Genomic DNA, 26,192 nt, shown 5'->3' with positions numbered 1-26,192 from the left:
TCTCGTATCTGCCTTTGCCTTCGGCTTCCATTTTGGCGCGGATCTCATCGACCTGTGCTTGGCGTACAGCGCTGTCCGGGTGCTCGATGATGTTACCCTTAGCTCCATATCCGCGGAATGCCGGCGGAATTTCCATCTTCATGATGTCAAGTGGCTCATACACGATAGTTGGTAGCGTATCGCCTTCTTTCCAGCTAGTTAGAGTTCTATTTAGCCAGTTTAGGTCGTCGCGTTTTGGATAGTCTTCACGGCAGTGCGCTCCACGGCTCTCTGTACGATCAAGTGCACCTTTTGCGATACAAAGAGCTAGTTTTAGCATCTTTGGCACGCGGTAAGCTTCTTCAAGCTCAGGGTTGCCAAATAGTGCTTTGTTGCTTACTTTGACATCAAGTGATTCTTTGTAAAGCTCTTCAAGCTCTTTAACCGCAATTTCTAGGCCTTTTCCTGTTCTAAAGATCGCAACGTGTTCCCACATGATATCTTTCATTTTGTTTTTGATATCAAAGACATTAAATTTACCCTCTTTGCTAACAAGGCTATTTAGGTAGTCTTCTTGTTTTTTTACAAATTTCTCGATATCAGCTGTATTTATCTCTATCTCGTGACTAGCACAATAATCAGCAAAATAATCACCAACGATCATACCAGCTACAACAGTTTCAGAAACTGAGTTACCACCAAGGCGGTTAAATCCGTGCATATCCCAGCATGCTGCCTCGCCGGCACTAAATAGACCAGCTAGTGTCGGGCTCTCGCCTGTAGGTTTAGTCTTGATGCCACCCATTGAGTAGTGCTGCATAGGCAGGATTGGAGCCCAGCCTTTGCCACGTTGGCGTCCATTTTCATCAGTATACACTTCAGTATCAGCTGGATCGATGCCGTTAAAGATTTCGCAAATTTCTTGAACGTCGCGTAGGTTTTTCTCGATGTGCTCGCGTCCAAGAATTGATATATCTAGCCAAACGTGATATCCGTATGGACTAGGTACGCCTTTACCAGCGCGGATATGCTCCATAATACGGCGACTTACGACGTCACGGCTAGCAAGCTCTTTTTTCTCAGGCTCATAGTCTGGCATAAAACGATATCCATCAACGTCACGTAAAATTCCGCCATCACCGCGGCAACCTTCTGTTAAAAGAATGCCTGATGGAACGATCGGAGTTGGGTGGAACTGTACCGCTTCCATATTACCAAGCTGAGCTACGCCAGTCTCAAGTGCGATGGCCGCTCCGATACCTTCGCAAACTACGGCGTTTGTAGTGTGTTTATAAACCCTACCGTAGCCGCCAGTAGCGATTAATGTACCTTTTGCAACGTAAGCTGTGATCTCGCCATTAACTAGATCGCGGACGATCGCACCATAACAGCGGTTATTTTGGTGGATTAGTGCGATTGCTTCTTTGCGGTCATGAATTTCTACATTGTGTTTTAAGGCTTCATTTGCAACAGCAAAAAGCATTGTGTGACCAGTTGCGTCAGCTGTATAGCAGGTTCTCCATTTTTTTGTACCACCAAAGTCACGTGAGTGGATAAGACCATGAACCTCTTCTTTTTCAACGATAGTAGTTTTTTGAGCATTGATGATAGCACTTCTCTCGCCTTTTGTTATACGAGTCCAAGGCACACCCCAAGCTGCAAGCTCACGAATAGCCTTAGGCGCTGTTTGGCAAAACATACGTGCAACCTCTTGATCGCAGCCCCAGTCACTACCTTTTACTGTATCAGCAAAGTGAACATCTTCGTTGTCGCCTTCACTCATTTTAGAGTTGCCAAGGCTTGCTTGCATACCACCTTGTGCAGCAGCTGAGTGAGAGCGCTTTACAGGGATCAAGCTTAAAACAACTGTGCTCAAGCCCTTTTCTCCGGCAGCAACAGCAGCCCTAAGACCAGCAAGACCACCACCAATTACTAATGCGTCATAATATTTTACATTCATTTTCTAGCTCCTTTTTAGTGGCTGATCCATACGAAATCGGCGATCAATGCGATCACGGCAAGTGCTCCGTAAACAGCAAATACAACAGTTTTTGCTTTGTTTCTTTTTGTGAGCATTTCGTGTTTGTTTACGCCATCGATGCTTACCCATTTAACATATAAGCGGTACATGCCAACTCCAGCATGAACTACCATGAAAACAAGTAGTGCGAAGTAGAAAATTTCTAGTTTATGGAAAGCAAGTGCTGATTTGTCAGCTGTTATATGTCCACCAAAGATAATGTCTATAAGGTGGGCGCTTGCTGCAAAAAATAGAGCAAAGCCTGTCAAAAACTGAAACCACCAAAGAGTAGTATCAAGGTGCTTCATGCGGTCTTTATGGCCTCTAAACATTAGATACTGTCTAAAATTTGCAGGGAATTTTCTCATAGCTAAGAAAGCATGAGTGACAAAAACTACAAATATAACGGCAGCGATTACGTTTGTAATCCACCAAGTAGCTTCGCCAAATAAAAATTTTGCCTCCGCAAATCCTACAACGGCATTAAATGCATCTTTGCCAAGTAGTATAGTAGAAGTAAAAACCATATGGCACAATATAAAACAGGCTAAAATAAAACCTGTAATACTTTGCCATCTATCCCAAGCGGCTGGTGTGCGGCTTTTTTTACCGTCCGACCGTTTTCCCAAAAAACCTTCTATAAGCCCGGTCATGAGCCCTCCTAAGAAATTTGAAATAAGTTATCATTTCTTAATACTAATTTAAATATCAGCATTAATTGATAAAGCTAATCGTATCAGAAATTTACTTTAATGTTTTTTAAACGTTTACATTAAATTTTCGTAAATCTATTAAAAAGCACAATATAAACAAAAATTCCAAAGCTACACATAATAAGCGATAAAATTTGTCCCATTGAAAGATCAAAAACAATGAAACCAAGCCCAGAATCAGGCTCTCTAAAGAACTCACAAACAAATCTTGCAAAGGTGTAAAAAATGGCATAAAGTGCGATAAGTTCACCATCAAATTTCTTAAATTTTCTATATAAAAATAAAATAATAAAAATAACTAAACCTTCCAAAAACGCTTCATAAAGTTGACTAGGGTGTCTTGGTTGACCAAAGACATTTATCGCCCAAGGCACATCTGTAACTCGCCCAAAAAGCTCTTGATTTAAAAAATTTCCGATCCTTCCAAAGGTATATCCAAAAGGTATGCAAACGGCGCAAAGATCAAGCAGTTGCCATAAATTTTGCTTATACCTTTTACAAAATAAATAAGTCGCAAGTAAAAACCCAACTACAGCTCCATGGTAACTCATGCCACGAATTCCTACAAATTCGCCATTGTGAAATGGGTTAAAAATTTGCCAAGGCTGCGTTAAATAGTAGCTTGCTTCACCCGAATATACCAAAACCCAGCCAAGTCTAGCACCCAAAATAACGCCGATCTCGACCCAAAAAAAGTAGTTGTCTAAAAGCTGGTCTGAGATAGAAATTTTATCTTTTTTGACTAGGTATTTTGCAATGACCAGTGCCGAAACAAGGGCAAAGATGTACATGAGCCCATACCAATGCACACTAAAGCCAAAAAGACTAAAGGCAACTGGGTCGAAATGATTATAAACGTTGTTCCAAATTTCCATTTTTTACTTTCTTTTTAAATTTGTGCGATTTTACAATGATTTAGCTTTAATGAGTAAACAGTGCTTTGCTGCCAAGTGGCAAGGCTAGAAATTTAAACTCGCTTGCTTCAAATTCTTTGCAAAATTTAAATAGCTCAGCAAACTCAACCTCATTTAAATTTACGCTCCAGATCGCTCCAAGGTCATTAAATTCTCTTTCAAACTCGCTTAAATTTTTAGTGGCAAAATAGTGTTCAAAGCGGCTCATTAATGAAAATGGTGTAAAAAATTTGATCTCATCTTTTATCTCAAATTTCATCACACCACCATCTTTTATGGCTTCATTTATCACTTCATTCACAGCCCCTGAGTAGGCTCTGACTAGCCCTCCAGTGCCAAGCTTTATCCCGCCAAAATACCTGACAATTAAGACACCAACGTTTATGAGCTGGGCGCCCCTTAGCGCATTTAGGCTCGGCTGGCCGCTAGTGCCCTTTGGCTCGCCATCATCGCTTTGATTTTCGACAATTTGGCCGTATTTGTTTAGCTCTCTTGTCGCCCAAACTACGTGAACAGCCTTAAAATGCTCCTCTTTTAGGCTCTCGTGCAAGCTTTTAAATGAGCTTATCGGGCATAAAAATGCTAAAAAATTTGACTTTTTTATGTCGATTTGAGCTTTAAAAATCCTATCAATTGTCTGCAAATTTGCTCTTTTCTTTAAATTTTAAAAATCTTATCAATTTGCTAATTAAAGCCTTGTAAATTTAAACAAATTTATATTATTAAGGAAAAAATAGTAGAATTTTGCAATTTTTCACGAAGGACTAAAATGATACAAACTTGCCTATTTCCAGCAGCTGGATATGGAACGAGGTTTTTGCCAGCTACAAAATCGCTTCCAAAAGAGATGTTGCCGATCCTTACAAAACCGCTCATTCACTACGGCGTTGATGAGGCGCTTGAAGCTGGCATGGATAATATGGCCTTTGTTACAGGACGCGGAAAAAGGGCACTTGAGGACTATTTTGACATCAGCTACGAGCTAGAAAAAGAGATCGCAGGTAGCTCAAAAGAGTCGCTTCTTAGTGAGATAAGAAATTTGATGAACTCATGTACATTCTCATTTACTAGACAAAACGAGATGAAAGGACTTGGACACGCTATTTATACGGGCAAAACGCTAGTTCGGGATGAAGCATTTGGCGTCATTTTGGCAGATGATCTATGTATAAATGAAAACGGCGAGGGCGTACTTTCTCAGATGGTTAAAATTTATGAAAAGTACCGCTGCAGCGTAGTAGCTGTGATGGAAGTGCCAAAAGAGCAGACCAAGTCTTATGGCGTCGTAAGTGGCAGGTTTATAGAAGATGATCTGATAATGGTTGATGACATGGTTGAAAAGCCTGATCCTGCCGAAGCTCCAACAAATTTAGCCATCATTGGTCGCTACATTCTAACGCCAGATATTTTTAACATTTTAGAGCGAACAAAGCCAGGTAAAAACGGCGAAATCCAGATCACGGACGCATTAAAAGCGCAGGCAAAAGATGGCATGGTGCTAGCTTATAAATTTAAAGGCAAGAGATTTGACTGTGGTAGCATCGATGGTTTTGTAGAGGCTACAAATTTCTTTTACGAGCGCAGTAAATGATAGAGACTTGTTTTAAATTTAACTTTGCAAGCAGCGAAGTCATCGACTCTTACGCCAAGCGCATAAACGACGAGTACGAAAGCGGCGAGATAGGCTACTACCACCTGCCAGCTCTTGGGCAAAATTTGCTTGGCGAGATCGAGGAGTACGAAAAAGGGCTAGCTCATATCAAAAATGTAGTACTTGTTGGCATTGGGGGCAGCAGTCTTGGTGTAAAGGCGCTAAAATCAATGCTTGATGGCACACAGGGGATAAAAAGAGAGCTTTTATTTTTAGATAACGTCGATCCTTGCAGTTACAAAAGCACGCTTGATGGTGTTAAATTTGACGAGACGCTTTTTGTAATAAGCTCAAAATCAGGCAACACGATCGAGACGATCACTATTTTTAAGTGTTTGCTTGATGACTTTAAACCTCAAAATTTAGGCAAAAATTTCCTCATCATCACCGATCCTGGAACAAATTTAGAAAATTTTGCCAAAGAAAATGGGATTAAATTTTTTAATATTCCAAAAAATGTTGGCGGTAGATTTAGCGTGCTAAGTGCGATTGGCCTTGTGCCTCTTGGTATCTGTGGCTACGATATAAAGGCACTTTTGGATGGCGCGCTTGCTTGTAAGAAGCAATACATCGAGCAAAAAGATAACTCTATCGTCGCTAAAGCCTACCACTACGCTACTAATAGAAACGCTAGCATAAATGTCATATTTAGCTACTGCGATAGATTTTTTGAATTTAACGACTGGTATGTGCAGCTTTGGGCTGAGAGTCTTGGCAAAAAACGAGGCTATAAAAGGGTCGGCCTTACGCCAGTTGGACTTGTTGGTAGCCGCGATCAGCACAGCTTTTTGCAGCTTATCATGGACGGCGTAAAAGATAAGAGCGTGACATTTATAAAGATAAAAGATCACGTAAGCGACAAAACTATCCCAAATTTGAGCCTAAAAGGGCTTGAGGAGTGCGATTTTGTAGCAGGGCTTAGCCTAAATGAGCTTATAAATTTACAGTGCGACGCGACGGCTATGGCGCTCGTGCAAGAGGGCATAAGTGTCGATACGATCACGCTTGAGAGGCTTGATGAGTTTCACGCTGGCTGGCTCATCTTTTACTACGAGCTACTAACCTCGGCTACTGGTATCATGCTAGGCATCAACACCTACGATCAGCCAGGCGTTGAGATAGGAAAACGTATCCTAAAAACCATGCTTTTAAAGTAGAAAATGAAGAAATTTCTACTTTTAGCTCTTTTTGCCATGCAAATTTTTGCCTTTTCGGCGAGTAAATTTGTAAATGACGCTAGGTCGCAGATCGGTGTGACGCTAAGTTATGATCCAGGCTATGAGCGGCTCGCCTATCCTATGGGCGACGTAGATATCAAAAAGGGCGTTTGCACGGACGTTGTAGTAAGGGCTTTGCGGCATCAAGATATCGATCTGCAAAGGCTCATTTTTGAAGATATGAGTAAAAATTTTTCAGTTTATCCTAAAAAATGGGGGCTTAAAAAGGCTGATAAAAACATCGATCACAGGCGTGTTTTAAACATCGCTACCTATCTAAAAAGAAAAGGTTTTGAGGTGAGTGATGATAAATTTTTACCAGGCGATATCGTCACGTGGATGCTACCAGGAAATTTGCCTCACATCGGTGTGATCTCAGATAAATTTTACGCCAAAACACCGCTAGTTATCCACAATATCGGCTCTGGCGTGCAAGAAGAAAACATACTTTATGGCTACAAGATCACGGGGCATTTTAGGCTAAAGTAGCAAAATGGCTTTTTAATCAAATTTTGGGCAAAATCGCAAAAAAATAATCACAAGGAAAAATAATGTTAGAAGTTAGGGGACTTACTCAGAGATTTGCAAGCAGTTTGCTATTTGAGGATGTAAATTTAAAGCTAAATCGCCACAACAGATACGGACTAATCGGTGCAAATGGCGCTGGAAAATCGACATTTTTAAAAATTTTAAGCGGAGCCATCGAGCCAACTAGCGGCGAGATCGTCATAGAAAATGGACTAAAGGTTGGCGTGCTTGGGCAAGATCAGTTTGCGTTTGAAAATTTCACGCTAAAAGATGCAGTGCTTTATGGTAACAAATGCCTATATGATGCTGTTAAAGAGAAAGAAAAGCTCTATATGAGCGAGGAATTTACAGATGAGATAAATGAGCGCTTAAGCGAACTTGAGATGATAAGCGCCGAGGAGGATCCAAGCTATGAGTATGAGACTAGGATAGAGAAAATTTTAAGCTCGTTAGGGCTAAATGAATTTGACAAGCTCATGAGTGAGGTCGAAAACTCAGATAAAGTTAAAGTTTTGCTAGCACAGGTGCTATTTCCAAAGCCAGACATCTTGTTTTTAGACGAGCCAACAAACAACCTTGATATAGACGCGATCGCGTGGCTAGAAAACGAGCTAAACCGCCACGAGGGTACACTTGTGGTTATCAGCCACGACAGACACTTTTTAAATAGAGTTTGCACAAACATTTTGGATGTGGATTTTAAGAAAATTCGTGAGTTTTCAGGCAACTACGACGACTGGTATATGGCTGCAAATCTGATCGCAAAGCAGCATGAGATGGAGCGTGATAAGAAGCTAAAAGAGAAAGAGGAGCTGGAGAAATTTATCGCGAGATTTTCAGCAAATGCGAGCAAGGCAAGGCAAGCAACCTCTCGCGCAAAACAGCTTGAAAAGCTCGATATTGCCGAGATCGCAGTATCAAGCAGACGCGATCCTAGCATACTATTTCGTGCAAACCGTGAGATAGGCAATGAGCTAATAGAGCTTAAAAACGTAAGTAAGAAATTTGATGATAAAGTGATATTTGACGGGTTAAATTTCAAGCTCGAAAAGGGCGACAAGCTAGCTATCATCGGTCACAATGGCGTTGGTAAAAGTACACTTTGTAAGATTATAATGGGCGAGCTAAAGCCTGACGTGGGCGAGGTACATATAGGTGCGACCATAGAGCCAGGGTATTTTGCGCAAGATACAGTAAATAAGATAGAGGGCGAGCTAAAGCTTTATGAGTACCTCCAAGATGCCAAAAACAAAGACATCGACGAGATCAGAAAGTGTCTTGGTAGGATGCTCTTTAGCGGTGCTGAGCAAGAAAAGGCAGTCGGCGCGCTAAGTGGTGGCGAAAAGCACCGTGTAAGGCTAGCTCAACTTATGCTTCATCGTCCAAATTTACTTGTCATGGACGAGCCAAATAACCACCTTGATCTTGAGGCTATCATTGCGCTTGGCGAGGCGTTTTACAACTTTAGTGGCTCAGTTATCTGTGTGAGTCATGACAGGGAGCTAATAGACGCCTTTGCAAATAGAATTTTACACCTAAAAGGTAATGGCGAGATCGTTGACTTCAAAGGAACATACGAAGAATACAGAGCAAATTTAGGCCTTGAAGGCTAATTTGCCTCATTAGCTCCTAGCCCGCTAGGAGCTAATCTATATCAATAATATTTTAAGTAAATGATAAAACTAAATATTAAAAATTTATAGAGCAATCTTGTATATTGCAAATTTGAGTAACATTTTTAAATTTTAATAAAAGCAATTTGTCAAAATAGTTTTTGTCATATTTATACTACACGAAATAACATTATAAATAAAATTTAACTTAAAAATTTTAGTTTTTTGGTAAGAAAAATTGTAAATATATATTTATTTTGTATTAATTTTATATAAAAAGATGTTTTAACCTTAAAAAATAGAATAAATTCGAGTTATTTATAGCCTTTTTGTATAATAAAATAGTGATATTATTAGTAAAATAACAATTTATCTAAGTAAAATTCTAAAACTTTGTTTAAAATTTACAAACTATTTTCGCTAGAAAGTCGTTTTATCAAGCTAAAAAATAAAAACTTAAAAAAAAGAAGTAGTCATTAATATTTAAAATCTCAAATGCTTATATAATTTCATCAATACAATTTTTTATAAGGAGAATGGTTATGGCAACCAGAAAAGAACACGATTTTATTGGTGAGTTAGAGATCTCTGACGATTTTTACTATGGTATTCAAACATTTAGGGCTACCGAAAACTTTCACATGAGTGGCAGAACTTTAAAAGAATATCCATACTTTGTAAAAGCATTTGCACAAATCAAAAAAGCAGCAGCACTTGCTAATAAAGAGGTTGGCGTTTTAGATCCTAAGATTGCTGATGCATTAGCAAAAGCTTCTGATAGAGTAATAGCTGGCGAATTTTTAGATCAATTTGTTGTTGATATGGTTCAAGGTGGTGCTGGAACTAGTACAAATATGAACTCAAACGAAGTTATCACAAACGTTGCACTTGAAAGCCTTGGACACAAAAAAGGCGAGTATCAATACATCCATCCAAACGATCATACAAACCTTGGACAAAGCACAAATGACACTTATCCAAGTTCAATAAAAGTAGCAACTTATGCAAAACTTACTGATTTGCTTGCTGCTATGAATTTACTAAAAGATGAGCTTGAGAAAAAAGCAAAAGAATTTAAAGATATCATCAAAATGGGTAGAACTGAGCTTGAAGATGCAGTTCCTACAACACTTGGAAATACATTTAACGCTTTTGCAAGCTACATCAAAAGCGACATCGAAAAGATCACAGCTGCACGCGAATCAATGACATATCTAAACATGGGTGCAACTGCGATTGGTACAGGTATTAACTGCCACCCTGATTATAAAAATGTAGTTGTTAAAAAGCTAAAAGAAATTACCGGTGTTGATTTTAAAAAGGCTGATGATTTTATAGCAGCTACTCAAGACACTGCAGACTTTGTACACGTAAGTGGTGCGTTAAAAACCGCAGCTGTTAGACTTTCAAAAATTGCAAACGACCTTCGCCTAATGAACTCAGGCCCAAGATGCGGACTAGGTGAAATAAATTTACCACAAATGCAACCAGGTAGCTCAATTATGCCAGGTAAAGTAAATCCAGTTATTGCAGAAGTTGTAGGCGAAGCTTGCTATGAAGTAATGGGTAATGACGTAACTATCATGCTTTGCTCTGAAAGAGGCGAATTTGAGCTAAATGCATTTGAACCAGGCATCGCTTATGCGTTATTTAACTCTATATTTATCCTTGAAAATGCAATGAAAACTCTAGCTGAAAAAGCTGTAAGAAAACTAACAGCAAATCCTGAAGCTTGCTTAAAATCAGTACTTGGCTCAGTTGGTATCGTAACAGCATTTAACCCATACATTGGCTATGAAAAATCTGCAAGTATCGCCAAAGAAGCTCTACAAACTGGTAAAGCAGTTGGTGACATCTGCCTAGAGAGAGGCTATTTAAGCAAAGAAGAGATCGATAAGATCCTAGAGCCAAAAAATATGCTAAATCCAAGCATGGTTAAGTAGAAATTTAAGCAAAGTATTATCAAAAGCGTGTCAAAATTCTGACACGCTTAAGCAGAAATTTTAGTAATAAAATTTAATAAAGGAGTTTTCAATGGATATAATGCTGATTTTACAGATTATAGTCCTATTTGGCGGCATCTATCTTGGTGTCAAATTAGGTGGTATGGGCGTTGGCTACGCAGGTGGCCTTGGTGTTATAGTGCTTGCATTGCTTGGTATGAAAGTCGATATGAAAGACATCCCAATGGATGTTATCTTAATTATCGCTTCAGTTATTTCAGCGATCACAGCTTTACAAGTTGCTGGCGGACTTGATTATTTAGTTCAAGTGGCAACTAAAATTTTACGCAAAAATCCAAAGCAAATTAACTTTCTTGCTCCTATAGTTACTTATCTTTTAACTATACTAGCAGGTACTGGACACACAGCGTTTTCTATGATTCCTGTTATTGTTGAGGTTGCAAAGACTCAAAACATTAAACCTTCAGCCCCACTTGCACTTTCAGTTGTTTCATCTCAAGTAGCGATCACAGCAAGCCCTATCTCGGCTGCATTTGTTGCGATGAGTGGTCTATGCGAAAAGCTAGGTGTTAGCTATCCAGTGTTGCTATTTATTTGTATATCAACTACATTTGTTGCAATGGTTATTACTGCATTTATAGTTAATAAATTCTATGATCTTGACCTTTCAAAAGATCCTATTTATAAAGATAGACTTGCAAGAGGCTTGGTTGAAGAAGTTAAAGCTGCAGAGTATCATGAGCCAAAACCTTATGCAAAAAGATCAGTTGCAATCTTTGCAGTCGGTGTTTTGATAGTTGTATGCTATGCACTCTTTATATCAAAGAGTTTGGGTCTTGTAGAAAAACCTATTCTTTCAAGAGATGCGGCTATTATTAGCTTTATGCTAACAATTGGTTTTACAATAGCAGTAACTTGTAAAGTAGATACTGGTAAGCTTCTTTCAACTAGTACTTTCCAAAGCGGTATGAATGCGTGCATCTGCGTTATCGGTATCGCATGGCTTGGTACAACATTTGTTAATGGCCACCTTGATTCTATTAAAGAGGTTGCGAAAAACTTTGTTACTCAGTATCCATTTATCTTAGCTGTTGCTTTATATTTCCTAAGCTGCTTGTTATACTCTCAAGCTGCCACAACAAAGGTTATGATGCCAGCTGTTGCTGCCGCTCTTGGTATGACTAGCCCTGAAAACTCAGGTCAAATTTGGATACTTGTAGCTTCATTTGCTGCAGTTTCTGGTCTATTTGTTCTACCAACATACCCTACAACACTAGGTGCTATTGCAATGGACGATACTGGAACTACAAAAGTTGGTAAATTTGTATTTAACCACTCATTCTTTATTCCTGGAACGATAATGGTTGCATTATCTGTTATCCTAGGATTTATTGTAGCTCCAGTTCTTTTATAAGACTTAAGCCGAGATCTCTCTCGGCTTTTTAAATTTATTTCGATTTTAAAATTTCTATTTGCTTTTCTTAAAATAAAAAGCTATATTTTTAATTTATCAAATTTGTTTTATATTCCTAAAATTTAGCCATTTGTATTTTTATTTAATTAGTTTATTTTTTTTTAAAATATATATATTTTGATAACTAATCTTAAGTTTTTTAAAAAATATATACTAAGAATAATTATTAAATAAAATTTAATTTTAGTTTTATCTTTAAATAATAAAATAACAAAAGTAAAATTTCTTTTAAAGGGAGAAAGATGAGCTTTAATAGACGGGAATTTTTAAAATTCGGTGCGGGAGTTGGTGTTGTTGCATCCTCTCTTCCAAGTGGTGCTTTAGGCGATGCTTTGGAAAAGAGTGAAAAACATGTTCATAGCTTTTGCGAGATGTGTTCGACAAGATGTCCTATTGAGGCAAAGGTTGTAGATGGCAAGATAAGATTTATAAGCGGTAACCCAAAGGCTGGTGGTACAGGAACATCGCTTTGTGCAAGAGGTGGTTCAGGCCTTAGTCAGCTTTATGATGCAAATAGAATCAAAAAACCACTAATTAGAGTTGGAGAAAGAGGCGAAAACAAGTGGCGTGAGGCTAGCTGGGACGAGGCACTTGACCTTGTAGCTTCAAAAATGCTTGAAATCAAGCAAAAGTACGGTCCTGAGAGCTTTATTTTTACCTGTAAAAGCTCACAAACTCACAAGCTAATGGTAAATTTTGCTTCATCTTACGGCTCGCCAAACTGCTTTTCACACTTTTCATGCTGTCCGATCACTTATCAGATGGTGTGCGAGCAGATGTATGGCATAGCTAAGCTAAAAAGAGACTTTGCAAATGCAAAATACGTTGTAAACTTTGGTCACAACTTATTTGAAGGTATAGTTATAGCTGACGCTAAAAAGCTTGCTAAATTTGCAGCTAAAAAAGATACAAAGTTACTTGTGCTTGAGCCAAGATTTAGCGTTGTAGCTTCGAAGGCCGATGAATGGTTGCCAGTTAAACCAGGAACTGACCTTGCGTTTGTTTTAGCGCTTATCAATACATGGATACAAAACGGTACTTACGATAAAGAATTTATTGCAAATTTCACTATCGGCTTTGATGAGATCGTAAAAAGTGTCGAGGGTAAAACACCTGAATGGCAAGAAAGCATAACAGGAATCAAAGCAAGCGATGTTAGACGCATTGCTGATGAAATTTACAAAGCTGCTCCAAAAGTCATCATTGACTTTGGTCACAAAACGACTACTACAAGAGCCGAGTATATGAGAACAAAGGCCATCATGGTTGCAAATGCGATGATGGGTAACTGGGAAGTAAAAGGTGGTCTTTTTGGTGGCAAAAATGCAAAAACTTTTAACAAATTAGTCGGCGAAGATAAATTCCCTGTGCTTAAAAACCCAGATGATAAATTTAAAGTACCAAAAATTACCAGACTAGATTTCGCTGGAGAGGCTGGCAAACATAAATTTGTAAATAGAAAACACGGCGTATTAATGGATATCAATGAAGCCATCTTGAGTGCTAAACCATATGAGATAAAGGGCTGGTTTAATATAAGATTTAACCACCTTATGAACGTGGCTGGAACGATGAAGAGCGTTGAAGCACTTAAAAAGCTTGACTTTATCGTAGTAAGTGATGTTTATCTAAATGATATGGCTACATTTGCAGACGTTATTTTGCCTGAGAGTAGCTATCTAGAGCGTGATGAGGGCATCGAGGATAAATCAGGTCTAAAACCAGCTTATATGATAAGAAATAAGGTGGTTGATCCAGTTGGCGACACAAAAGATGCTGCATTTATCTTTAGAGAGCTAGCACGTCGCTTGAAGGTAGACGAGCTTTACACATGGAACGATATGCGCGAATTTAGAATGCAACAAGCTGGCGGAGATGCGAATTTACTTGCCGCACTAGAAAAAGATGGCTATATCACATGGGATGAGCCAGGCATTTTATTTAGAGAAAAAGCTATGATTGATAAATTTGTTGCGAAATATCCAAATGCAACAAAATTTATAGGTGAAAATGGCCTAATGGATCAAATGGCTAAGCTTAAAACAAAAAGCGGAAAGATAGAGCTATTCTTGCCGGATGTTGAAGAGCAGTTTGCAGGATATGGTGCGCTAAACGATAAAGATATGGATACATATGATGGTCACGATCTTTGCTTAACTTGTGGTAAAACACCTATCCACACTAACGGCCATACGCAAGCTGTTCCTTATCTAAACGACCTTATGAGCGATAGTCCGATTTGGATACATCCAAATACAGCGAAAAAGAAAAATTTAAAAGATGGTGACACAGTCCTTGTTAAAAACAAATTTGGCGAGCAAAAAGGTCATCTAATGCTAACAGAGGGTATTAGAGAAGATACACTTTTTATTTACCACGGTTTCGGACACATTACCCCAGGCCTAAAAACTATCAACCACGTTGGCTTAAATACAAGCGTACTTCTTGACCCAGCAGAGGGCCCAGTAGCTGCAACTATGGTCACAAACGTTGGCGTTAGTATAACTAAAGCGTAAGGATTAGAAAATGAAAAAATATATGATGATACATGATGAAAATTTATGCATCGGCTGCCAAGGCTGTTCGGTAGCGTGTAGAACTACAAATAATGTACCAATGGGCGTTTACCGCTTGCAAGTACATGCAAAGATGAGCGGAACTTTTCCAAAGCTAAAAACTGACTTCCTACGTCAAAGCTGCGTTATGTGTGAAGATGCGCCTTGTGTTGAGGTTTGTCCAACAGGAGCTAGCTTTAAGACAAAAGATGGTGTGACATTAGTAGATCATAGGACTTGCGTTAGCTGTAAATACTGCATTCTAGCTTGTCCATACGATGCACGTTTTGTTTTGCCTGATGGTGAGATAGGAAAATGTACATTCTGCTATGAGAGCAGGCTAGAAGAGGGTAAAGAGCCAGCATGTGTTAGTGTATGCCCTACAAATGCACTAACTTTTGGTGACATAAATGACGAAAACTCTAAAGTATCAAAACTACTAAAAGAGTCAAAATACTACTTGCCAAAAGAGGAGTTAAAAACAAAACCTCTGCTTGCAATGATCGCAAATACAAAAGGAGCACACAATGAATAGCATGTCAGGAAGTCTAGCTCAGTATACAGAAATTTACTGGGGCTGGCCAATAGCATTTTATCTATTTTTAGCAGGACTTAGTGCTGGTGCTAGCATCGTTGCAGTGCTTTTAGCTGGCAAATACGGCAAAGATAACTATTACTTCAAAGCAGCTGCTCTTATCGCTCCAGTAGCGATCATCTTTGGTCTTGCGCTTTTGGTAGTTGATCTTGGTAAGCCACTAAGCTTTTACTGGATCTTGTTGCTTTATAACTTTGACTCAGTTATGTCAATAGGTGTTGCTTTGCTTCTAGTTTATACTCCACTAAGCGTTGTATACGCAGTTGGTGCATTTAAAAATGAGATTGCATCACTTAAAATTTCTATTTGTGACGCGGTTGCAAATTTGGCTGATAAGCTTTCAGGATTGATCGGAATTTTACTCTTCGTCCTTGGCATTGGCGTTGGTGCATATACAGGCTTCTTACTAAGCGCAGCTCATAAGATAACACTTTGGAACACGCCAGTTCTACCAGTATTATTCTTAGTCTCTGGCTTAAGCTGTGCTGGTGCATTTACACTATTAATTGGTGTACTAAAAGATAAAGAGAAAAAACATAACGATGCTGCACACTATTTATTAAAATTTGACTTTTTTGCGATTATAGTTGAGTTTTTACTTATAGTTGCACTTTTCGTACTTGTTTCAAATGCAAGTGCAAGCGGCGCAAATACAGTTGCTAGTGCACTCAGTGCAAATTCTCTTGGTTTGATGTTTTATGTAGGTGTTATTGGTTTTGGTATGGCATTGCCTATCATTTTGGATTTAAGCGTTTTAAAAGCACATGATTTCAAACGTGAGATCGCAGTTCTAAACGCTATTTTTGTTATCTGCGGCGTCTTTTTATTAAGATGTTACATAGTTTACGCAGGTCAAATTTTATTTAATACTTAAAAAAGAATTTTAATTTGGAATTTACCTATTAAGTATTAAAATAGATACAATTCTTATTAAAGTTTATTTTTTAGGAGAGCGTTTTGAAGATTTTGCTTTTAGAAGATGACTTAGGGTTTCAAGAGAGCGTCTGCGAGTTTTTGCAGACGCTAGGTTATGAGGTTTGTGCGGTAAGCGATGGACAAGAAGCTTGTGATCTGATAGAGAAAAATTTCTATCATCTTTTTATACTTGATATAAAAGTACCTGGTGTAAACGGTCATGAGGTTATCAAGTATATAAGAAGTCTAAATCCAAGTGCCCCCATCATGATAACAACATCTTTAGTTGACATAGGTGATATGGCGATTGGCTACGAGCTTGGCTGTAATGAATACCTAAAAAAGCCATTTGAGCTTGCTGAGCTTAAATTTAGAGTAGCTGAGCTTATGCGAAAGTACTACGGCACTGACGATAAAAACATAGTCAAGATAAATGAAGAATTTAGCTTTAATCTAAATAAGCGAGTGCTATATAAAAACGGCAAAATGGTTGATCTTAGTGCAAAAGAGGTCGCTTTGGTCGAGTGCTTGGTGACTCACCTAAATTCTTACGTCAGCATGGAAGAGCTTAGAGATCTTGTCTGGAACGATAAAGATATAGAGGGCGCTGATATAAGAATGCACGTTTTAAAGATAAGAAACAAAACGACAAATGACTTTATCATCTCAAAGAGGCGCATAGGCTATAAAATAGATGCACAAGAGCTTTAAGATCCAGATCATAGCGACATTTGTGATAATGTCGCTATTTTGCTTTCAAAGCTTTGTGATCCTAAATTTAAGCCAAAAAAACAGCACTTCAAAAGCTCTTTTTGGTGCTATGAAACATGAAAACATCATCAAAAATTCATTTCTAAAAAACGAAAACATAGCTATTTCTTTAAAATATAAATTTGCAATCTATGATGTAAATTTTAAACCAATTATCTCAACTCTCACAAAACAGCCAAGTAGCTTTAAATTTGTAACACTTGAAGAGGATGGATATTTGTTCTACAAAAGCTTTTTTATAAAAGATAAGACTCCTTACTATGTCGTGGTGGAAAATGAACTTGACAATAAAAAGAGTGTATTTTTAACAGCCATTATGTTGCTTGTTATACTGGTCGCAGTTCTTTTTATAGTCTATTTTTTATATCTAAGCAGCGTTAAGCCTTATAAAGAGTTTCAAAAGTATATGAACAACTTCTTTAATGATGCTATGCATGAGCTAAAGACTCCACTTGGCGTAGCTGGCATGAATCTTGAGATGCTGGGGCTTGAAAACAAGTATATAACCCGCATCAAAAACGCTCTAAAACAGATGCAAATAACTTATGAAGATGTTGAGTACTTCATAAAGCGTGGCTACATCAAATTCCCAAATGAGCGGCTAAATTTAGGCGAGTACGTGAGTGAAAGGGTAAAATTTTTACAAAGTGTGGCAGATGTCAAGCACATAGCTATAAATACAAATTTGGTAGATGATGCCTATATCACACTAAGCAAAGTAGAGGCACAGCGTATCATTGATAATACGATTACAAATGCTATAAAATACAGCCAAAAAGAGAGCGAAATACTAATAAATTTATGCTTTGAAAATGACCGGATAAAGCTTAGTGTACAAGACTTTGGCAAGGGGATAAAGGACGTTAAAAAGGTCTGGAAAAGATACGTCAGAGAGGATGAAATTCAGGGCGGTTTTGGTCTTGGGCTAAATATCGTCAGTGAAATTTGCCAAAAACATGAAATTTTATACGGCGTTGATAGCGTTTATGGCGAGGGCAGCACCTTTTACTACAAATTTAAACGAGCTTAGATTAAGCATAAAAGCGTAAAATGAAGCCTTAAATTTAGAAGGAAAAACTTTGGATAGAATCGTTGAAATCGAAAAAGTAAGCTTTGAAAACGACTTTGAAGTCTCGCTTAGACCGACAAAATTTGAAGACTACATCGGCCAAGAAAAGATAAAACAAAATTTAGACGTCTTTATAAAAGCAGCCAAAAAGCGAAACGAGTGCCTAGATCACGTGCTATTTTACGGCCCTCCAGGACTTGGTAAAACCACACTTGCTCACATCATAGCAAACGAGATGGGTGTTAGTATCAAAATGACCGCAGCGCCGATGATAGAAAAGAGTGGCGACCTAGCGGCGATCCTTACAAATTTACAAGAGGGCGACGTACTTTTTATCGACGAGATACACCGTCTAAGCCCAGCTATCGAAGAGGTGCTTTACCCTGCGATGGAGGACTTTAGGCTTGATATTATAATTGGCTCAGGGCCTGCAGCTCAGACTATCAAGATAGACTTGCCAAAATTTACGCTTATCGGCGCGACCACTCGTGCTGGTATGATCTCAGCGCCTTTAAGAGATCGCTTTGGGATGGACTTTAGGCTGCAGTTTTATACAAGTAGCGAGCTAAGTCGTATCGTGCAGATAGCCTCTGCCAAACTTGGCAAAGAGTGCGACAAAAACGCCTCGCTTGAGATCGCCAAACGCTCACGTGCCACGCCAAGGATCGCTCTTAGACTGCTAAAGCGAATTCGCGACTTTGCTGAGGTAAATGACGAGCAAATCATCAGCCACGATCGTGCAAAAGAGGGACTTAATGCCCTTGGTGTAAATTCGCTTGGATTTGACGAGATGGATATTAGGTATTTAGAAATTTTGATGCAAGCAAGGCGCCGTCCTATGGGGCTTAGCACGATCGCTGCTGCACTTAGCGAGGACGAGGGCACGGTTGAAGACGTCATCGAGCCATATCTGCTTGCAAATGGCTTTATCGAGCGCACCGCAAAGGGCAGGATCGCAAGTGCGAAGTGTTTTGAGACCTTTAACGTCAAGATCGACATCGAAAAAGGGCTTTTTGAGTAGCGAAATTTAAATTTGGAGCAAAAATGGGCGAGCCACATCTTTGTCCTAAGTGCAAGCAAAGGACGATTTACTTCGACGGGATCTGCTACTGGTGCAGGCAAAAAGAGAAGCTGGAGTTTTATGAAGGCTTAAGCGAGGACGAGATCAAAAAGAGGCAGAAAAATATCCTTGCGCACATTGACGAGCTAGATAAATTTGATGAAATTTACAGCGACCTCACATATATTTTTTATCTGCATGACATTTGTGATGAGCAGATCATCGAAGAATTGACAAAAAAAGGCGAGTACTACCCACCTGAAATTTACAAAAAAGGCTTCAACAAAGATCAGAGATGAGCTTATAAAGAAGCTTTCAAGCGAAGAAAATATAGTTAAGCTAAATCACATCCTCTCGGCGCTTGCATGGCAGGGCGATGAGGTGGTAAGGGAGCTATTTTTTAAGCTTTATGGTGCGCCAAAGCCTTGGAAGACGAAGCTTTATGCCGATACTGATGGGTACTCGCAGACTGCTGGCTGGAGCTTTGATAGCAGTGGCAAGAGAAGAAGTCTAGTTTTTGATAAGTGTTTTGCCTGCAAGCCAAGTCAAAACGCAGACGCAGGTATTAAATTTAAAGCCACAAATGATGAAAAATGTAAATTTTGTAGCGGCGAGATGCTAGAGCTCATCATCAAAAAAGAGAGTCTAAAGCGACTTGGGTTAGAGCTTAAAAACGATGCTGTGCTTAAATTTTGCCCTACATGCGTGGGCTTGGTGCAGTACTTTTGCCAAAATGACGGCAATAGCGTGCAAACAGAGGTAGTGGGCGAGGGCGAGATTGAAGACTATGTAAGAGACGCTGTGGCAACGCTTGATGGGCAAAAATTCGAGTTAGCAAACGAGGTCTGTATGCACTATGCGGCTATGATCGATGGTGAAATTTTGCTTGGCGGATATCCGCAGTGGGAGCAAGACTCGGAGTACTTGCACTGCCCAAAATGCGGTAAAAGCATGAGATATCTAGCACAAATTTCCCTTGGTGGCTTGATAGATGGCGAGGGCATTATATATATGCAAATTTGTGATGAGTGCGAGGTCGTCGGAGCAAATTTTCAATGCACATAGCTCTAAAAATAGGTGATATCTTCACTGTAAAACCAAAAAGAAATGAGCTTTATTTTGTTGCTCAAATTTTAAATAACGGTGGCATGCTAAATGCCCAAAGTCTAGCCACACTTGCTAGCTTTGCAAGCTTGATGGCAAAGAGTTTGAGCAAATTTGGGAAGCAAATGAGCAGCTTTGATAAATTTGCTATAATAATCCCATTTTAAGGGAGCAAGATGAACAACAGACTATTTTTTGGAATTTTTGCATTTTGTGCTTTAGCTTTGGTGGTCTATCTTTTTAAACCATATTTGCTTGATATTTTTATCGCAGCGCTGCTAGCGGTGGCCGTTTCTAACGTTCAGATCGCATTTTTATCGCTTACTAAAAACCGCAAAACACTCTCTTCTGCCCTTACAACATTTGTACTTTTGTGTCTATTTATAGCTCCGCTTCTTTACGCAGTGATCGAGATCGCGAAGTATGCAGCTGGATTTGATATAAACAACGTCACAAAGACTATTGAATTTATCAAAAATTATGATTTTAGCCTACCAGAATCGATAAATTTTTTAGAGCCAAAGATAAAAGAATTTATAGGTGGGCTTGATATTAAGATGCTATTTTCTCAGCTCGCTACAAATCTCGCAAATTTAGGCAAGCTAAGCCTTAAATTTGGCATTGATATGATAATCATCCTGGTCTTTTTCTTCTTTTGTAACCTTTATGGAAATGAGTTAATAAAGTATCTAAAAGAGGCACTTCCGCTAAAACAAGATGATACTGAGTCTATATTGAGCGAGGTTGGTAATGTGATGAGTGTAGTGTTTTACTCAACTATTGCCAACATGATAATCCAAGGTTTTTTATTTGCCATTGTTACTAGTTTTTACGGATATAATGGCGTGCTAACTGGTATATTTTTTAGCTTTGCTTCGCTGATTCCTGTTATTGGTGGTATTTTAGCGTGGGGCCCTATCAGTATTTATGAATTTGCAAATGGCAATATAGCAGCAGCCATTACTATCGCACTTTATACTATTGTAGTGATATCTTTTGCCGCCGACACACTCCTAAAGCCACTTGTTATTAAATTTATAAACTCAAAGCTGGTTAAAATACCAACAAAGATAAATGAGCTTCTTATTTTCTTTGCGATGCTTGCAGGTATTACGACATTTGGTTTTTGGGGTGTGATCCTTGGACCAGCGATCGTAACATTTTTTATCTCGACTATTAAGCTTTATACGCTTTTAAGAGAGAGAAATTTTGTATAAAAATATTTAGGAAGACAAATGATTTATGAAGATAAATTTATAAAAGTTGAGCGTGAAGAAAATGAGCTTCCATGGATAAAAATTTTTACAGTTAAGCCATTTCGTGAGTTAAGCGATTGCGATGAAAAGAGCAGGGCTAGACTTTTTGAAGCTATGCTGGTAGCCGAAAAAGCTATGCTCAAGTTTTATAAACCAATCAAAATAAACATCGCAAGCTTTGGCAACTACGTGCCACACGTGCATATCCATGTTATTGCAAGATTTAGCGATGACGCATTCTTCCCAGATAGTGTATGGGCTAGCCCAAAGAGAAAAAGTGAGCTAACGTTGCCTGAATTTGATGAATTTGCTAAATTTCTAGAAGAACAACTAAGGGCTAGTTTTGAATAAATATAGAAAATATATTAATCTTTATATTGTTTTTATTGTTATTGCAGTGCTTGGTGGGCTTTTTTATTTTCTTTATAACTCATATATGGCTGAAAAAAATCAAAACAACATGCGTGTTTTTTTTGATCATCACATGAAACAGCTAAATAAAAGCATCGATGATGCGAAATTTTCATCTATAGCGATCTCGATTTTGCTTGCTCAAAATGAGTCGGTGCAAAACTGCTTTCTTGGTCAAAGCCGAGAAGAGTGTGTAAAAAATATAGAAAATTTGACCAAAACCCTTGGTGCAGCGTCGATGTATAATAATATTAAGCTCCATCTTTATGATAAGGATTTGAAAAGCTATGTAAGAAGCTGGGATCTAAATAGATATGGTGACATGACAGCTACATTTAGGTTTTTGATACAAGAGTCAAGACGACAAAATAAACCAATGGTAGGCATCGAAGCATGGTATGCTGGGCTGCATATAAGAGCCGTCTCAAATATCGTACATGATGGCAAAAATATTGGAAATATTGAAGTTTTGCTAAATTTTGACTCACTTGGAAACTATTTTAAAAAGCAAGGGATAGATCTATTTGTGCTATTAGCAAAAGATAAGATACCGCCACACAAAAGCGTGCCAAGCGATCAAATTTTAAATGATTACTATATTGAAAATTTAAGTAGTGCAAATTTAAATATAGTAGGCTTTTTACGCGATATTGATTTTAAAAAATATGATTTTTACGTCTATAAAACTCATTACTTTTGCGTGGTACCGCTAATAGATGCTAGCAATACACAGATAGGTTACTACGTGCTTCATGTAAATACAAATGAAAAAGAGCGAAATATCTCGCAAAATTATTTTGAATCAGAAGAGCTTTTTTAGATTCGATTTATCTGATAAATTTTTGTGTTTGTAGTATAAATAAAAAAGAATGGTGGAAGCGAGGGGGATCGAACCCCTGTCCAAAAACAAAATACATACAGCCTCTACACGCTTAGCAAAAGTGAAAGATTCGTCTAAAAAGGCTCACTTTCCAAAACCAAAATTTAGACTAAGACCAAAATTTCAGCTCGCACTCGGTCATATTACGAGCCTACTCTAGCTAAATTACTTGCTTTTATCCTAGCTAGAATTAGACTAAGCAAGGCTCAACTGAACTTACGCAGCTTTAGCGTAAGCAGGAGCGAAATTAACGTTGTTTGCGTTTAAATTTAATTTGAGCTTTTTACGCTTTGCTCAAAGCGGCGTGCCACCATATGCGTTTTGCTCCTGTCGAAGCCAAGTCGCTCCCAAAAACAAAACGGTATTTAGTAGAATCTATTTAGTCAAGTTTTGCTGGCACATCAATGATTTTTGGCTCAAGAACGCTAAAATACTCTAAATCGTTCTCGACGTCATCTTTATATTTATTAAACTGATCGCTAATAAGCAACAACCAATCTATAAATTTATCATTTGCTGGCCCTTTTAGGCTTCTTGCCTCTTGTGTGATTTCTTCGGCTAAAGTTGTAAGCTTTAAAATCGGATCAAGATGCATGAATCCTGCTGCCGATTTGATATTATGAAAGATCCTAGAAAGCTCTAAAATACTCTCTTTATATTTATCGACTCTTCCTAAATTTATTATTAAAGGCTCAAGTAAGTCACACATCAAAGCATAGTGAGATAAAAATTCCTCAACTATATCGTAAGAATAATCAACTTCAAGCCTTTTTAATATACCCATTTTCATGTCCTTAAGAAATTGGCGTAATTGTAGCAAAAATTTGATAAAATTGTTAGCCTTTTAGGTAAATTCCTTGGAGCTTGCAATGAAAAATGAAAAAATTCAGAAGAAAAAACTAACAATAAATGACATAAAAAATAAAAAAGGCATTGAACCCATTGTGATGATAACTGCCTATGATGCGTTATTTGCTAAGCTTTTTGATGATTATGCTGATATTATTTTGGTTGGTGATAGTTTAAATATGAGCTTTAATATGCAAGAAAGTACGATAAGTGCGGACATGAATACTATGCTTTATCATACAAAGGCCGTTTGTGCTGGGGCTAAAAATACTTTTATCATAGCAGATATGCCATTTGGCAGCTACACAAATGAAAAGCAAGCTATAAAAAATGCGATGAAATTTTTCAAACAAACAAATACTGATGCTGTAAAGCTTGAAGTTGGCATGCATCAAGTAAATTTAGTAAAGCGCCTTTGTGAAGAGGGTATAAACGTTATGGCTCACATTGGCTTAAAGCCTCAGTTTTATAAATTCGAAGGCGGCTATAAGATAAAAGGCAGAAGCGAGATAGAGGCAAAAAGACTAGTTGAAGAGGCTTTGGCGTTTGAGCAAGCCGGTGCATTTGGTATATTGCTTGAAGGCACGATGAGTAGTGTGGCTAGTGAAATAACAAGGCAAGTTCATGTGCCAGTTGTTGGCATTGGATCTGGGGTAAATGTCGATGGACAGGTGCTTGTATGGTCCGATATGCTTGGATTTTTTGAGGATTTTAAACCAAAATTTGTAAAACGTTATCTTGATGGAGCGGATATTGTAAGAAAGAGCGTTCAAGCCTACACAAATGATGTAAAAAGCAAAATTTTCCCAAGTGAAGAATTTTGCTATTAGGATGATTTATATCCGCATTAAATAAAAAGCGTCAAAAGGCTATCTTTAAATTTCTTTATAGCCTTTTATGTCAAGGTCAAAACCTGCAAGGCTTACAAATTCCTTATTTTTATTTGAGCTTAAAAGCTCGATTTCTTTTACACCAAAATGCTTTAAAATTTGTGCCCCTATGCCATAATCTTTTTGTGAGCTCGTACTACTCTTGTCACTATCTAAAAAGAGTAATATACCACTGTTTTTGTTTAAAAAATTCAATACCTTTAATAAATTTTCAAATTTATCTCCATTTAAAAGCTCATGATCTTTGCTAATTTTTTGAAATTTTACATTGACTTGCGTTTTTATATCTCCAAAAATATAAGCAACATGTTCTTTATTTTCATGATCTTTGATGTCGTATCTTTGTGTTTCAAAACCACAAATTTTTACGCTTTTAGCAGGTGAGACGTCTATCAAGCTTTCATGACTTAATCTGTACTCTACTAGGTCAGAAACGCTAACCATATTTAGATCAAATTTTTTACAAAATTCTTCCAAATAATCGCGCCTAGCCATCATTCCATCTTCTTTTACGATTTCACAAATTGCTGCCATTGGACTAACACCAGCAAGCTTGCAAAGATCTACAGAACCCTCGGTATGCCCAGTGCGAACAAGAACGCCACCTTTTTTCGCAATAAGTGGAAATATATGGCCAGGCTTTACAAAATCATCAGGCTTAGAGTCGGCATTTGCAGCAAGTCTAATCGTCATATCACGCTCATAAGCACTCACTCCTGTCGTCGCATCTTTTGCATCGATCGTAACTGTAAAAGCCGTTTCGTGACTTGAGGTATTTTTAGCTACCATTAATGGCAGATCGAGCCTTCTTGCGTTTACATCATCCATTGCAAGACAAAGTACGCCTTTTGCATGAGTGATAGCAAAATTTACCTTTTGCATATCGCTACTATTTGCAGAAAAAACTAGATCTCCTTCGTTTTCACGATCTTCATCATCGACCATCACTATCATTTTGCCGTTTCTTATATCTTCAATTGCTCTTATAACTTTTTCAAATGCCATAAATTTTCCTTATATTAATTTTTTTAATTATATTAATTTTTTGGTAAAGTTGAAATTAAGTAAGATGTGATTTTAACTATAACTTCGTAATATCAGCTAATATGTGGGTAGAAATAATAATCGAGAAAGTAATTAGAATTATAAAATATGGCGCAGCGGACGGGGCTCGAACCCGCGACCTCCGCCGTGACAGGGCGGCATTCTAACCAACTGAACTACCGCTGCACCTAAAAGTAATGGTGGTCGCTATAAGACTCGAACTTATGACATCCACCTTGTAAGGGTGGCGCTCTACCAACTGAGCTAAGCGACCTAAAAATTTAAGTATCTGGCGACCCTTAGAGGATTTGAACCTCTGTTTCTACACAGAGAAAGTAGAGTCCTGAGCCACTAGACGAAAGGGTCATAAACCCAAAAATGGTGTCCTGCGTTGGATTCGAACCAACGGCCCCCTCATTAAAAGTGAGATGCTCTACCGACTGAGCTAGCAAGACATTTATTTAAAAAAGAATTGAGATTATACAAAAAACATTATTACATGTCAAGGAAAGGGTGTTTAAAATTACATTAATTATAAACAAATTTCCTAATTTTAAAAATTATTAAGGAACTCATATTAATTTTTATAAAATGGAATACAGGTACAAAACTATTTAGACTATTAGACAATAAAAGAATGGTGCGGATGAGAGGACTTGAACCTCCACGCCGTGGGGCACCAGATCCTAAGTCTGGCGTGTCTGCCAATTTCACCACATC

26 protein-coding genes, 4 tRNA genes and 1 other RNA gene are annotated in these 26,192 nt (G+C 38.1%); 19 read left to right on the top strand and 12 right to left on the bottom strand.

Annotated features, from left to right (window positions below):
- From ACTTKV_RS08095 to ACTTKV_RS08080, 4 genes are all read right to left on the bottom strand, one after another.
- The coding region (locus tag ACTTKV_RS08095) for a fumarate reductase flavoprotein subunit (RefSeq protein WP_442550070.1) at positions 1-1,939 on the bottom strand (1,939 nt) is incomplete at its 3' end.
- A 14-nt stretch (positions 1,940-1,953) separates the two neighbouring features.
- On the bottom strand, positions 1,954-2,652 hold the full coding sequence (locus ACTTKV_RS08090; RefSeq protein ID WP_442550069.1) for a fumarate reductase cytochrome b subunit: 699 nt from the start codon (positions 2,650-2,652) through the stop codon (positions 1,954-1,956).
- A gap of 119 nt (positions 2,653-2,771) precedes the next feature.
- Entirely contained in the window at positions 2,772-3,587 is an 816-nt protein-coding gene (gene lgt, locus ACTTKV_RS08085) for a prolipoprotein diacylglyceryl transferase (protein WP_442550068.1), read from the bottom strand.
- Between the two features lie 46 nt (positions 3,588-3,633).
- The gene (locus ACTTKV_RS08080; RefSeq protein WP_442550067.1) at positions 3,634-4,269 is read right to left on the bottom strand and encodes an IMPACT family protein; all 636 of its coding nucleotides are present in this window, start codon (positions 4,267-4,269) and stop codon (positions 3,634-3,636) included.
- Between the two features lie 126 nt (positions 4,270-4,395).
- Here ACTTKV_RS08080 and galU point away from each other — a divergent pair, with 126 nt between their 5' ends.
- The 18 genes from galU to ACTTKV_RS07990 all read left to right on the top strand — a co-directional run bounded on the left by galU (position 4,396) and on the right by ACTTKV_RS07990 (position 22,629).
- A complete protein-coding gene (galU, locus tag ACTTKV_RS08075; RefSeq protein WP_442550066.1) occupies positions 4,396-5,217 on the top strand; it encodes a UTP--glucose-1-phosphate uridylyltransferase GalU in 822 nt (273 codons plus the stop codon).
- Entirely contained in the window at positions 5,214-6,434 is a 1,221-nt protein-coding gene (locus ACTTKV_RS08070) for a glucose-6-phosphate isomerase (RefSeq protein ID WP_442550065.1), read from the top strand. Before galU ends, ACTTKV_RS08070 begins: the two co-directional genes overlap by 4 nt.
- Before the next feature lie 3 nt (positions 6,435-6,437).
- Positions 6,438-6,983: a DUF1287 domain-containing protein gene (locus ACTTKV_RS08065; RefSeq protein ID WP_442550064.1), complete on the top strand. Its 546-nt coding sequence runs from the start codon at positions 6,438-6,440 to the stop codon at positions 6,981-6,983.
- 62 nt (positions 6,984-7,045) lie between these two features.
- Positions 7,046-8,635: an ABC-F family ATP-binding cassette domain-containing protein gene (locus ACTTKV_RS08060; protein ID WP_442550063.1), complete on the top strand. Its 1,590-nt coding sequence runs from the start codon at positions 7,046-7,048 to the stop codon at positions 8,633-8,635.
- Between the two features lie 542 nt (positions 8,636-9,177).
- Positions 9,178-10,578: an aspartate ammonia-lyase gene (locus ACTTKV_RS08055; RefSeq protein WP_442550062.1), complete on the top strand. Its 1,401-nt coding sequence runs from the start codon at positions 9,178-9,180 to the stop codon at positions 10,576-10,578.
- 91 nt (positions 10,579-10,669) lie between these two features.
- Positions 10,670-12,013, top strand: coding sequence for an anaerobic C4-dicarboxylate transporter (locus ACTTKV_RS08050; protein WP_442550061.1), 1,344 nt, complete (start codon positions 10,670-10,672; stop codon positions 12,011-12,013).
- Between the two features lie 302 nt (positions 12,014-12,315).
- Entirely contained in the window at positions 12,316-14,589 is a 2,274-nt protein-coding gene (phsA, locus tag ACTTKV_RS08045) for a thiosulfate reductase PhsA (RefSeq protein WP_442550060.1), read from the top strand.
- Positions 14,590-14,599: 10 nt separating this feature from the next.
- Positions 14,600-15,163, top strand: coding sequence for a 4Fe-4S dicluster domain-containing protein (locus ACTTKV_RS08040; RefSeq protein ID WP_442550059.1), 564 nt, complete (start codon positions 14,600-14,602; stop codon positions 15,161-15,163).
- On the top strand, positions 15,156-16,097 hold the full coding sequence (nrfD, locus tag ACTTKV_RS08035; protein ID WP_442550058.1) for an NrfD/PsrC family molybdoenzyme membrane anchor subunit: 942 nt from the start codon (positions 15,156-15,158) through the stop codon (positions 16,095-16,097). The genes ACTTKV_RS08040 and nrfD overlap by 8 nt, the downstream gene beginning before the upstream one ends.
- Positions 16,098-16,180: 83 nt before the next feature.
- Positions 16,181-16,849, top strand: a complete 669-nt coding sequence (locus ACTTKV_RS08030; protein WP_107687002.1) for a response regulator transcription factor — start codon at positions 16,181-16,183, stop codon at positions 16,847-16,849.
- A complete protein-coding gene (locus tag ACTTKV_RS08025) occupies positions 16,833-17,939 on the top strand; it encodes a sensor histidine kinase (RefSeq protein WP_442550057.1) in 1,107 nt (368 codons plus the stop codon). Before ACTTKV_RS08030 ends, ACTTKV_RS08025 begins: the two co-directional genes overlap by 17 nt.
- A gap of 49 nt (positions 17,940-17,988) precedes the next feature.
- Entirely contained in the window at positions 17,989-18,999 is a 1,011-nt protein-coding gene (gene ruvB / locus ACTTKV_RS08020) for a Holliday junction branch migration DNA helicase RuvB (protein ID WP_103599048.1), read from the top strand.
- Positions 19,000-19,022: 23 nt separating this feature from the next.
- A complete protein-coding gene (locus tag ACTTKV_RS08015) occupies positions 19,023-19,337 on the top strand; it encodes a hypothetical protein (protein WP_442550056.1) in 315 nt (104 codons plus the stop codon).
- Between the two features lie 82 nt (positions 19,338-19,419).
- Positions 19,420-20,103, top strand: a complete 684-nt coding sequence (locus ACTTKV_RS08010; RefSeq protein WP_442550055.1) for a hypothetical protein — start codon at positions 19,420-19,422, stop codon at positions 20,101-20,103.
- Complete coding sequence (locus tag ACTTKV_RS08005; RefSeq protein WP_442550054.1) at positions 20,094-20,309, top strand: hypothetical protein; 216 nt, start codon at positions 20,094-20,096, stop codon at positions 20,307-20,309. The genes ACTTKV_RS08010 and ACTTKV_RS08005 overlap by 10 nt, the downstream gene beginning before the upstream one ends.
- 9 nt (positions 20,310-20,318) lie before the next feature.
- The gene (locus ACTTKV_RS08000) at positions 20,319-21,359 is read left to right on the top strand and encodes an AI-2E family transporter (protein ID WP_442550053.1); all 1,041 of its coding nucleotides are present in this window, start codon (positions 20,319-20,321) and stop codon (positions 21,357-21,359) included.
- Between the two features lie 18 nt (positions 21,360-21,377).
- A complete protein-coding gene (locus tag ACTTKV_RS07995) occupies positions 21,378-21,749 on the top strand; it encodes an HIT family protein (RefSeq protein WP_442550052.1) in 372 nt (123 codons plus the stop codon).
- Positions 21,742-22,629, top strand: a complete 888-nt coding sequence (locus ACTTKV_RS07990; protein WP_442550051.1) for a cache domain-containing protein — start codon at positions 21,742-21,744, stop codon at positions 22,627-22,629. The genes ACTTKV_RS07995 and ACTTKV_RS07990 overlap by 8 nt, the downstream gene beginning before the upstream one ends.
- A 50-nt stretch (positions 22,630-22,679) precedes the next feature.
- Here ACTTKV_RS07990 and ssrA read toward each other — a convergent pair.
- Together ssrA and ACTTKV_RS07980 are read right to left on the bottom strand one after the other, a co-directional pair.
- Positions 22,680-23,038: a transfer-messenger RNA gene (gene ssrA / locus ACTTKV_RS07985) on the bottom strand.
- A gap of 30 nt (positions 23,039-23,068) precedes the next feature.
- Positions 23,069-23,473 carry a phosphorelay protein gene (locus ACTTKV_RS07980; protein WP_442550050.1) on the bottom strand — a complete coding sequence of 135 codons (405 nt, stop codon included), beginning with the start codon at positions 23,471-23,473 and terminating at the stop codon, positions 23,069-23,071.
- A gap of 85 nt (positions 23,474-23,558) precedes the next feature.
- Between ACTTKV_RS07980 and panB the strand changes: the two genes are divergently transcribed.
- Positions 23,559-24,368: a 3-methyl-2-oxobutanoate hydroxymethyltransferase gene (gene panB / locus ACTTKV_RS07975; protein ID WP_442550049.1), complete on the top strand. Its 810-nt coding sequence runs from the start codon at positions 23,559-23,561 to the stop codon at positions 24,366-24,368.
- Between the two features lie 45 nt (positions 24,369-24,413).
- Here panB and ACTTKV_RS07970 read toward each other — a convergent pair whose 3' ends face one another.
- The 6 genes from ACTTKV_RS07970 to ACTTKV_RS07945 form a co-directional block, all read right to left on the bottom strand.
- Positions 24,414-25,433 carry a bifunctional 3,4-dihydroxy-2-butanone 4-phosphate synthase/GTP cyclohydrolase II gene (locus tag ACTTKV_RS07970; protein WP_442550048.1) on the bottom strand — a complete coding sequence of 340 codons (1,020 nt, stop codon included), beginning with the start codon at positions 25,431-25,433 and terminating at the stop codon, positions 24,414-24,416.
- A gap of 148 nt (positions 25,434-25,581) precedes the next feature.
- Positions 25,582-25,658: transfer RNA gene (locus tag ACTTKV_RS07965), tRNA-Asp, on the bottom strand.
- A gap of 12 nt (positions 25,659-25,670) precedes the next feature.
- Positions 25,671-25,746, bottom strand: a tRNA-Val gene (locus ACTTKV_RS07960).
- Positions 25,747-25,762: 16 nt separating this feature from the next.
- Positions 25,763-25,838, bottom strand: a tRNA-Glu gene (locus tag ACTTKV_RS07955).
- 13 nt (positions 25,839-25,851) lie between these two features.
- Positions 25,852-25,927: transfer RNA gene (locus tag ACTTKV_RS07950), tRNA-Lys, on the bottom strand.
- A gap of 73 nt (positions 25,928-26,000) precedes the next feature.
- Positions 26,001-26,192: hypothetical protein (locus ACTTKV_RS07945; protein ID WP_442550047.1), on the bottom strand; the 192-nt coding region annotated here is incomplete at its 5' end.

Source organism: Campylobacter sp., from assembly GCF_052169515.1.
GTDB lineage: Bacteria > Campylobacterota > Campylobacteria > Campylobacterales > Campylobacteraceae > Campylobacter_A.
This window is presented reverse-complemented; position numbering and strand designations above follow the sequence as displayed.